Below are 9,432 nucleotides of genomic sequence, written 5' to 3' on the forward strand. Positions count from 1 at the left end.
CTGTCCCACTCTCTTTTTTATAAGAATTTTATCTTAAATGATGTCAAAAATTTGACTTGAAGGGTGCTCTAAGTTGTATAATAGTTACTATAAAGATATCAAAGGAGAAGAAACGATGAAATTGGCAGTTTATACAAAAGCAGGTCAAGTTGGACTGACTGAGATTGATCGTCCGCAAATTATTGAGGCAGATGATGCCATTATTCGGATTGTTCGGACCTGTGTCTGTGGCTCTGACCTATGGCGCTACCGCAGTCCAGATATTGAAGCAGGACATCAAAATAGTGGACATGAAGCGATTGGAATTGTCGAAGAAATTGGGGATGCAGTAACAACTGTAAAACCTGGCGATTTTGTTATTGCGCCATTTACTCATGGATGCGGGCAATGTGATGCCTGCCGAGCAGGATTTGATGGCACCTGTGATTCTCATATTGGTAACAACTGGTCAGACGGGGTACAAGCAGAATATATACGCTTCGAATTTGCTAACTGGGCACTTATCAAAATTCCGGGTCAGCCTTCTGATTATACAGAAGGAATGCTCAAATCCCTCTTGACACTGGCTGATGTCATGCCAACTGGTTATCATGCTGCACGAGTGGCAGACGTCAAGCCTGGTGATAAGGTTGTCGTGATTGGTGACGGAGCTGTTGGACAATGCGCTGTTATCGCTGCTAAAATGCGTGGTGCTTCCCAAATCGTTCTCATGAGCCGTCACGAAGATCGACAAAAGATGGCTTTAGAGTCAGGTGCGACAGCTGTTGTTGCAGAACGTGGCGAAGAAGGAATTGCCAAAGTGCGTGAGATTCTAGGTGGCGGGGCAGATGCAGCTCTGGAATGTGTTGGAACAGAAGCAGCTGTTGATCAAGCTCTGGGAGTCCTTCACAACGGTGGCCGCTTAGGCTTTGTTGGTGTGCCTCACTATAATAATCGAGCGCTCGGTTCTACCTTTGCCCAAAATATTACAGTGGCAGGCGGTGCGGCCTCTGTCACGACTTACGACAAGCAAATCTTGCTCAAGGCAGTTCTTGATGGTGATATTAATCCGGGCAAGGTCTTTACAAGTGAGTACAGACTGGATGAGATTGATCAAGCTTATAAAGATATGGATGAACGCAAGACCATTAAGTCTATGATTGTCTTTGATTAGGTTTAGAAGAAAAACAGCCTTGCTGCAGTCTCTTTAAGATGGCAGTGGGCTGTTTTTGAATAGCTTGGTAGTTATTTTCATGAAAGGAAATTCATTCTTTTTGCTCTCTGCACCAAGTTATCCACTTTGACCATTCGGCGGCCAGATGGAGCTGGTGTTCTTTGATAAGGCTGTCTGGACAAAGGCTGGGGAATTCGACGCAGAATCGGGCTTCTAAGCCTTTTTCTGTGTCGCGAAACTGATGGCGAATACCACCGATATTGCAACCGTTCGCTAGACTGGCGGCACCGACGGTTTGGAAGGGATAAGACGCATCACGAGGCTCCTCTATCTCAGCTTCACCACCAAGGTCAAGAAAAAACTGTGTTGGCAGTGGGCTGTTTCCTGCAGTCTCAATGACTTCAAGTTTGCTGCTGTGGGGCTGCAAAGCATAATGGTCTGGACAGGCACCAAGATTGACTCTTTTATGAGTATCTGTCTTTTCTAACATTAATTTTTCTAGCCTTTTACTGAAAGAAGCAGCAGTCAGTCCACTTGCAAAAATCGTTACAACAGCTCTTTTTCGTGGTTTCTTGGACCATTTGGCTGCCCATTCCATCAAATATTGGCTCCATTTGAGTTTGGTTCCAATTTTATGGATTAGCTCCTCGTATGTCAGCTTCATTTTTGCTTCCAGTAGGGCTTGGTCTGAAATCTCCGTGTTGTCAGTATTCGGCAGCTGTAGATTAAGTATCTTAGCTGCTTTATGGATTCTCTGCTTCCGCCATTGCTCAATTCTTTCTTGACTGACTTCCTTTTGATTGATCATAATCTTCATCTTTTAATCCTCTTGTTCTTGTCTTCTGCTTATATTTATTATATAGTGGGAGCTGGATGGTATACAAGCATCAATTTTTGATAGACTGTTGCATTTTGAGGTGAATGGCATGTATGAGAAAAAAAGAAGAAAGACAGAAAAGCGGATAGAGACTAGCTTGCTGCAGCTGATGAAAGAGCAGACTTTTGAGACTATCAGTATTCGCCAATTGATTTACTTGGCAGAGGTGAATCGCAGTACCTTTTATCGGCATTATCTGGATAAATATGATCTGCTGAAGGAGATAGAAGACCGTTTGCTAGATGATTTGCAGTCCTATTATCAAGAGGCTCTAGATTCTGCCTGCTTGTTCAAGTTAGAAAAGGATTTTAAAGTGGAAGACTATATCCATGAGAAACAAAATCTTTTTCATTTTTTTGAGCCTTACTTGGAAGACTTGGCCATTCTTTTGGGTCCAAATGGTAGTCCAACTAGTTCGCGGCGGTTGCAAGAAGTTCTGAGGGAGATTTTCTGGCAGAGTATTTCCTTGGGGAATCCAAATTTAGAGGAGGTAGAAGCGGATTTGCTGCTGAATCATCAGGTCGCGTCCTTTATGGGAACCCTGACTTACTGGCTGGCTCATCCTCGCTATAAGGCTCAGCAAATGAGTGATTTTCATGCTAAGGTGACCGCTGTTGGTCTGGCGGGCTTTGTCAGAGAGCATATGCAGGGTGATTGACAGGATAGTTTTTCCAGTTTGATTCTTTATGCTATAATAGTCTCGTATATCTCAAAGGAGGGTAGCCGTGTTTTTAGCATTTAAAGAGATTGTCTACAGTCGCGGGCGTTATCGTTTAGTGGTTGCTGTGGTCTTTCTCATTACCTATATGGTTTTCTTTTTATCCAGTCTTTCCGTTGGTTTGGCTAGGCTCAATCGCTTGGCTTTGGACCAATGGCAGGCTGAGTCGATCGTCTTGTCGGAGTACGCCAATAAGAATCTGGTTTCTTCGACTCTCAAGGAAGAGGAGTACAGCCGCCTGCTTCAAGGCGACTCAATCGCTGCTTTGGGACAAACGTCAGCAGTGGCCAATTATGAAGATGGCACTGATAAAATCAATGCTCAGGTTTTTGGTCTCTCTTGGGAGAGTTTTCTAGCGCCTGACATTATTGAGGGACGTCCTGCTGAGACTGCTTATGAAGTTATTGCGGATAAGCGCCTGCAGCAAAAAGGTGTAAAACTAGGCGATCAACTCCAGCTCAATGGCAGTGAGCGCCTCTATCAGGTTGTTGGTTTCACAGAGGATAACAGCTTCCTAACCCAGCCAGTGCTCTTCATGACGCTGGAAGATTTCAGGGAATTAAAGTACGGCTCAAGTCAGGTTAAGAATATCAGTGCACTTGTGGTCAAGGATGGTCAGAAGATTGAAGAAGCTGGACTTAGTCAGCTCTCTATGAGTGATTTTATAGAAAATATCCCTGGTTATCAGCCTCAGGTACTGACTTTTTCCTTTATGATTGGGGCCATGGTTCTGATTACATTTTTGGTATTGGGAATTTTTATGTACATCATTACCATCCAAAAGACCCATCTTTACGGTATTATACGCGCCCAAGGGATTGCCAGTGGGAAGATTATTGCTTCTATTTTTTGGCAGATTTTCATCCTGTCCACTCTGGGAATCAGCTTAGCTGTCTTGGCTCTTTTGGGGACCCAGCTAGTCTTGCCGGCTTCTATGCCTTTTTACAGTGACTGGCGAGCTTATCTAGGGCTGATTATCCTGATTGTTTTCATGTCACTGGCTGGCGGACTCTTGTCCATTCATCGGGTTCTGAAAATTGACCCTATCACAGCAATCGGAGGTGAGTAAATGTCAATCATAGAACTAAAAGGGGTTACAAAAGAATACGGCCAGGGGCATACGCTGGTTCAAGCCCTGAAACCAACTGATTTCCAACTTGAAGCGGGTCAGTTTGTAGCTATTATTGGGCCGTCAGGATCGGGTAAAACAACCTTTCTGACCTTGCTGGGCCATTTGCAAACTCCCTCAAAAGGCCAGATTCTCCTGCATGGGAAAGATACTTCCCAGCTCAAGGAAAAGGAACGGGCTGCTCTACGCTTCAATGATTTCGGCTTCATTTTGCAAGCCTCCAATCTCATACCTTTTTTGAAAATCGAAGACCAGTTTCAGCTGATTGACCGCTTATCTAAAAAGGAAAGGACGGATCTAGACAGTCTGATTGAGCTACTAGATTTAACAGGAACACTCAAGCAGTATCCCAAAGAATTGTCTGGCGGAGAACGGCAGAGAGCTGCTATCGCTAGAGCGCTTTACAATAGCCCAGATATTATCTTGGCTGATGAGCCGACAGCTAGTCTGGATACGGAGCGGGCCAAGCGCGTGGTCCATTTGCTCAAAGAGGTGACCCAGAAATTCCATAAGAGCGTGGTCATGATTACCCATGATACCCGCCTGTTGGACGAAGTTGACAAGGTTTATGAGATGCAAGACGGAGTGCTGACTCAAGTTCGATAAAGCGTTAGAATGGTTTATGCAATCAAACAGAGAAAAAACAAGGAGAAGATTATGATTCATTATAAAACAAATCCTCAGCTGGATTTTGCGGCAGTGCTAGACCTCTATAATTCGGTTAATTGGAGCAATTACACCAATCATCCTCAGCAGTTAGAGCAGGCCTTCCATCAGTCCTTGTTTGTGATGGCGGCCTATGACGATGAGGAGTTGGTTGGTTTGATCCGAGCGGTCGGAGATGGGCTTACCATTATCTTTATTCAGGATTTGCTGGTGTATCCACACTACCAGCGTCAGGGGATTGGACGAAACCTTCTTCAGAAAACATTGGAAAGTTTTAAGGATGTTTACCAAATCCAGTTGGCAACGGAGCAGTCAGATAAAAATCTAGCGTTTTATCAAGAGCTTGGCTTTCGCCGACAGGAAGATTTCGACTGTACTGGTATGATTTATGCACCTGATAAAAAGTAAAATTATAGAGAGAGTGGGACAGAAATCGGTAATTCGTTAGAATTCGATTTCGTCGTCCCACCTCCGCACAGTTGAGTAGGACTGTAAAAGCTGATGAAATCAGCGTAGTAGAGCCCACTCAACCACTGCGTCTTGCTCGACAATCCAAAGACAATTGATAGGCTAGGACTTTTGTCCCAGCCTCTTTTGTCATGTTTACAAGGGGATAAGGTATAGCTAGATCAATGAAAATCTTTCTCGGTCTTTTTTTGTTTTTCCTTGACAGTTAAATTGTCAGAATTTATAATAAAAGAAGAAAGGTGATAACGGTGTTATCGAATTAAAACCATGAAAAAAGAAACAGATGAGTTAAATGAAAAAATCTTGGAAAGCGCGAGGAGTGAGTTCTTGGCTTATGGCTATCAGGATGCTTCACTGCGGAGAATTTGTCGCGCTGCTAGCTTGACGACTGGGGCTCTTTATAAGCGCTATGAGAGTAAGGACAGTCTCTTTACTGCTCTGCTTGAGCCTACTCTAACAGCTTTAGACCAGTATGGACAAGAGCAGAAGCGACGTGACTATGATTTCCTAGAAGAGGGGCACCTGTCTGATATGTGGACTCATCGCTTAGAGGATCTCCAGTCCCTGATGCGGATTCTCTATGAGCATAAGGATATTATGCAGCTCTTGCTCTTTAAATCTCAGGGTTCTTCGCAAGCGGACTTCAGGATGCGTCTGCCTCATTTGGCTGCTGACGAGACTTATCGCTATTTGGAGCTGGCTTACAAAGAGGGGAAAATCAATCATCTGGTCAAACACGAGTTTCTGCGATCGTGCATGACAGCTTATTACACAGCTGTATTTGAGCCCTTGGCTCAAGACTGGCCCCAAGAGCAGGCGCTGGAATTTTGCCATTCCATCATGGACTTGTTTGACTGGGGAGGTTTGCTAGGTTTTTGATAGAAAGAAGGAAATTCTATGAAGAAAAAATCTGTTCTTGCTTGGATCTGGGACTTTGTTTCCCTTCATAAGATGTATTTTGTGCTAAGTCTAATCTTTGCCTTTGCCTCTGTGATTTCAGGATTTCTGCCTTATTTCTTTATTGGTGGGATGATTAATCAGCTCTTGGATGGCAATAAAAGCTGGGATTTTTACCTGCAGCAGTCAGCGTGGGCAGGTCTGGCTTGGATTGGCTACTGGGGATTTCACGGTATTTCCACCATGCTGTCACATACGGCTACTTTTAAGATTCTAGCGGAAATGCGGCACCGCCTGACAGATAAGCTAGCTAGGCTGCCTTTAGGTATAGTGCTTAGTCAGTCATCAGGCAGCTATAAAAACATTATCGTTGAGCGGGTGGATGCGACCGAAACGACCTTGGCTCACCTAATTCCAGAGTTTACTGCTGGGATTTTTGGTCCGATTATTGTTCTCATTGCTATGCTGGTTATCGATTGGCGCCTGACCTTGCTGTCTCTCCTGACTATTCCCATCGTGGCTCTGGCATATATGCGGATGGTTGCCAATAGCGAAGCAGACTATCAAAATACTCTGGTCAAGACCAAAAAGCTCAATGATACAGCGGTGGAATACATCAATGGGATTGAGGTTATTAAGGTTTTTGGCAAGGAAAAGTTCTCTTACGATAAATTTGTGACGGCTGCTAGAGAAGGAGCAGACTGCTTTATTGAGTGGATGCGCAAGTTCAATCTGGAGATGGGCATTGTAACTGCATTTCTGCCATCAGGCCTGCTCTTTCTGCTGCCGGCTGGCTGTTATTTCTATCTGCAAGGCAGCTTGACTGCTAGCAATTTCATTCTGATGATTATTCTGTCGCTCAGTCTTCTGACTCCTCTGATTTTAGTGGCTAGTTACATGGATGATTTACGGAAAATCGGGACTATTTTTGGCCAAGTCATTGATATTTTGGAAAAACCTGATTTGAAAAGGCCTCAGAAGTTGCGAGAACTTCCAAAAGGAAGGGATCTAGTCATGACGGATGTCAGCTTTGGCTATGCAGATGAGGAGGAGGTGCTACATGGAATTTCGCTAGATATTAAGGCTGGCAGCATCAATGCTTTGGTCGGACCATCAGGCTCAGGGAAGTCTACAATTGCCAAGCTTCTAGCTTCTTTCTGGGATGTCACTTCTGGTCAGATTACCTATGGTGGCTTGGACATTCGCCAGCTTCCGCTAGACTATTACAGTCGGCAGATTGCTTACGTGACCCAAGATAACTATCTCTTTGATGAGACCATTATGGAAAATATCCGGATGGGGAATCCGGCAGCTTCGGATGACAAGGTTATTGACATTGCCCGTCGTTGTGGCTGTTATGACTTTATCATGAACTTGGAAGATGGTTTTGAAACTCAAGTAGGCTCTGGCGGCGGTCATCTATCTGGTGGGGAGCGTCAGCGGATTGCCATCGCCCGTGCCATGCTTAAGGATGCGCCGATTCTTATTTTGGATGAAGCGACTGCTTATACAGATCCGGAAAATGAAGCACGGATTCAGTCCAGTCTAGCTCGTCTGATTGAGGGACGGACCTTGATTGTCATTGCCCACCGATTGTCTACGATTATGAGCGCAGACCAGATAGTTCTAGTCAATGATGGTCGGATTGAAGCTAGAGGCCGGCATGAAGAATTGCTGGCAGCTAGTCCGCTTTATGCTTCCATGTGGCAGGCCCATATTGCTACCAGGGATAGTGGTGAGATGGAAGGAGGGCTGACTCATGCTTAATATACTGAAGAAATTCTTTGATTTCTGTACGGCAGAGGACCGTAGGAAATTTTATCAATCCATTTATCTGGGCATCGTCAAGTCCTTTATCATCGCTCTGCGTATTCCAGCAATTGGCCTAGTTGTTATGGGATTGATTGAGAAGAACCTCTCTATGCAGACTTTCTGGCTGGCTCTGGGAATCATGCTGGTATCCACTGTGCTAAACGTCTGGATTACACTAAAAATCACCATGCTGCAGACGGAAGCGGGCTATCATACCTGTGCTCAGAAGCGGATTGAAATTGCCGAGCACATGCGCTATCTACCCATGGGCTACTTTAATCAAAATAGCTTGGGCAAGATTACCAGTGTCACGACTAATACGCTGGAAGGGCTGTCTGATGTAGCTACCAGAGTGGTTATGATGACAGTGCAGGGATTTCTGACGACTGGCCTCATCACTATTTTGGTCTTTCTCTATGATTGGCGGGTTGGACTGGTTCTCTTGGTGGGTCTCGTCCTCTTTCTCCTGCCAAATACCCTCATGCGTTGGCAAGTTGGCAAGGTTTCTGATGACAAGTATCAGGCGGATATGGATCTAGTTGCTGTTGTTTTGGAGTATAGCCAAGGGATTGCTGAAGTTAAGAACTATAATCTGGTCAACCGTTCTGCCAAGAAGCTGTCCAAGTCTATTGAAGGCAAGAGTCGGCTAGATACCAAAATGACACTCGTGACCTCACCTTACATTGCCCTCCAGGGCATGGTGACCAAGCTGACCGGTCTCTTTATGGGGCTTTTCTCTATCTACTTTTATCTCAGTGGCAGTATGGAGCTGCTGGTAACTATTATGATGATTGTCAGTGGTTTTATGATTTATGAAAATCTAGATGGCGTTGGCTCTTTCTCTTCTCTCCTGCGCATTGTTGATCTGTCGGTTGATATGGTCAATCAAGTTTTGGCTATCCAACCGATGGACATCAGTGGTCAGGATATTGAGCCTAAGAGCAGCCGGATTGAGCTGAGAGATGTTAGCTTTTCTTATGGAAATAAGAAAATCATTGACCGGGTTTCTTTCACCATTCCCGAAAAAACAACAACTGCACTGGTCGGACCTTCTGGCTCTGGCAAAACAACGCTCTGCAACCTCATTGCCCGCTTCTGGGATGTGGACCAGGGAAGTATCAGTCTGGACGGACATGATGTCAGGGATTACAGCTATGACAGTCTGATTCGTAATTTTAGCTTTGTCTTCCAAAGCGTCTATCTCTTTGAGGATACCATTGCCAATAACATTCGTTTTGGCAATCCGGAGGCCAGTCTTGAAGAAGTGATAGAAGCTGCCAAGAAAGCGGCCTGTCATGACTTTATCCTCTCGTTGCCTGATGGTTATGATACCAAGATTGGTGAAGGCGGTGCTAGTCTTTCTGGAGGTGAGCGTCAGCGCATTTCCATCGCACGGGCTATTATTAAGGATGCGCCTATTATCATTCTGGATGAAGCAACAGCCAATGTTGACCCCGAAAACGAAGAAGCCCTCATGCAGGCTATTCAGGCTCTGACTCGCGATAAGACCATTATCATGATTGCCCACCGACTCAAGACGGTTGAGCATGCAGATCAGATTCTAGTGCTGGATCAAGGCTGTATTGTCGAGCAAGGCAAACACCAAGACTTACTGGCCAAACAAGGTATCTATAGTAAGTTTATCCAAGAAAGAAAAAACAGCTGCCAGCTGGCGGATTGAGATGGAGGAGTGATAGTATTTAAACCGTTGT

The 9,432-nt window shown here is 44.9% G+C and carries 8 protein-coding genes and 1 pseudogene; 8 read left to right on the plus strand and 1 reads right to left on the minus strand.

The window, feature by feature from the left end:
• Positions 1-115: 115 nt before the first annotated feature.
• Positions 116-1,153 (plus strand): zinc-binding dehydrogenase, encoded by a 1,038-nt coding sequence (locus tag HMPREF9389_RS04045; protein ID WP_002930109.1) that lies wholly within the window; start codon positions 116-118, stop codon positions 1,151-1,153.
• Between the two features lie 91 nt (positions 1,154-1,244).
• Here HMPREF9389_RS04045 and HMPREF9389_RS04040 read toward each other — a convergent pair whose 3' ends face one another.
• A complete protein-coding gene (locus HMPREF9389_RS04040; protein WP_002930110.1) occupies positions 1,245-1,970 on the minus strand; it encodes a hypothetical protein in 726 nt (241 codons plus the stop codon).
• A 109-nt stretch (positions 1,971-2,079) separates the two neighbouring features.
• Here HMPREF9389_RS04040 and HMPREF9389_RS04035 point away from each other — a divergent pair, with 109 nt between their 5' ends.
• From HMPREF9389_RS04035 to HMPREF9389_RS04005, 7 genes and pseudogenes are all read left to right on the plus strand, one after another.
• Positions 2,080-2,688 carry a TetR/AcrR family transcriptional regulator gene (locus HMPREF9389_RS04035; RefSeq protein ID WP_002930111.1) on the plus strand — a complete coding sequence of 203 codons (609 nt, stop codon included), beginning with the start codon at positions 2,080-2,082 and terminating at the stop codon, positions 2,686-2,688.
• 67 nt (positions 2,689-2,755) lie between these two features.
• Entirely contained in the window at positions 2,756-3,817 is a 1,062-nt protein-coding gene (locus HMPREF9389_RS04030) for an ABC transporter permease (RefSeq protein WP_002930112.1), read from the plus strand.
• On the plus strand, positions 3,818-4,483 hold the full coding sequence (locus HMPREF9389_RS04025) for an ABC transporter ATP-binding protein (RefSeq protein ID WP_002930113.1): 666 nt from the start codon (positions 3,818-3,820) through the stop codon (positions 4,481-4,483).
• Between the two features lie 51 nt (positions 4,484-4,534).
• Positions 4,535-4,951 carry a GNAT family N-acetyltransferase gene (locus tag HMPREF9389_RS04020; protein WP_032906490.1) on the plus strand — a complete coding sequence of 139 codons (417 nt, stop codon included), beginning with the start codon at positions 4,535-4,537 and terminating at the stop codon, positions 4,949-4,951.
• 327 nt (positions 4,952-5,278) lie between these two features.
• Positions 5,279-5,890 carry a TetR/AcrR family transcriptional regulator gene (locus HMPREF9389_RS04015; RefSeq protein WP_002930115.1) on the plus strand — a complete coding sequence of 204 codons (612 nt, stop codon included), beginning with the start codon at positions 5,279-5,281 and terminating at the stop codon, positions 5,888-5,890.
• An 18-nt stretch (positions 5,891-5,908) separates the two neighbouring features.
• The gene (locus HMPREF9389_RS04010; protein ID WP_002930116.1) at positions 5,909-7,675 is read left to right on the plus strand and encodes an ABC transporter ATP-binding protein; all 1,767 of its coding nucleotides are present in this window, start codon (positions 5,909-5,911) and stop codon (positions 7,673-7,675) included.
• Positions 7,668-9,414 (plus strand): annotated as a pseudogene (locus HMPREF9389_RS04005) (ABC transporter ATP-binding protein). The gene HMPREF9389_RS04010 and the pseudogene HMPREF9389_RS04005 overlap by 8 nt, the downstream one beginning before the upstream one ends.
• Positions 9,415-9,432: the final 18 nt, after the last annotated feature.

It is taken from the genome of Streptococcus sanguinis SK355 (assembly GCF_000212855.1).
GTDB lineage: Bacteria > Bacillota > Bacilli > Lactobacillales > Streptococcaceae > Streptococcus > Streptococcus sanguinis_A.

Bases quoted from the DNA above. Each gene is read 5' to 3' on its own strand.
- HMPREF9389_RS04040 (WP_002930110.1), bottom strand. From the start codon at position 1,970: ATGAAGATTATGATCAATCAAAAGGAAGTCAGTCAAGAAAGAATTGAG.
- HMPREF9389_RS04025 (WP_002930113.1), top strand. From the start codon at position 3,818: ATGTCAATCATAGAACTAAAAGGGGTTACAAAAGAATACGGCCAGGGG.
- HMPREF9389_RS04020 (WP_032906490.1), top strand. From the start codon at position 4,535: ATGATTCATTATAAAACAAATCCTCAGCTGGATTTTGCGGCAGTGCTA.
- HMPREF9389_RS04035 (WP_002930111.1), top strand. From the start codon at position 2,080: ATGTATGAGAAAAAAAGAAGAAAGACAGAAAAGCGGATAGAGACTAGC.
- HMPREF9389_RS04015 (WP_002930115.1), top strand. From the start codon at position 5,279: ATGAAAAAAGAAACAGATGAGTTAAATGAAAAAATCTTGGAAAGCGCG.
- HMPREF9389_RS04010 (WP_002930116.1), top strand. From the start codon at position 5,909: ATGAAGAAAAAATCTGTTCTTGCTTGGATCTGGGACTTTGTTTCCCTT.
- HMPREF9389_RS04045 (WP_002930109.1), top strand. From the start codon at position 116: ATGAAATTGGCAGTTTATACAAAAGCAGGTCAAGTTGGACTGACTGAG.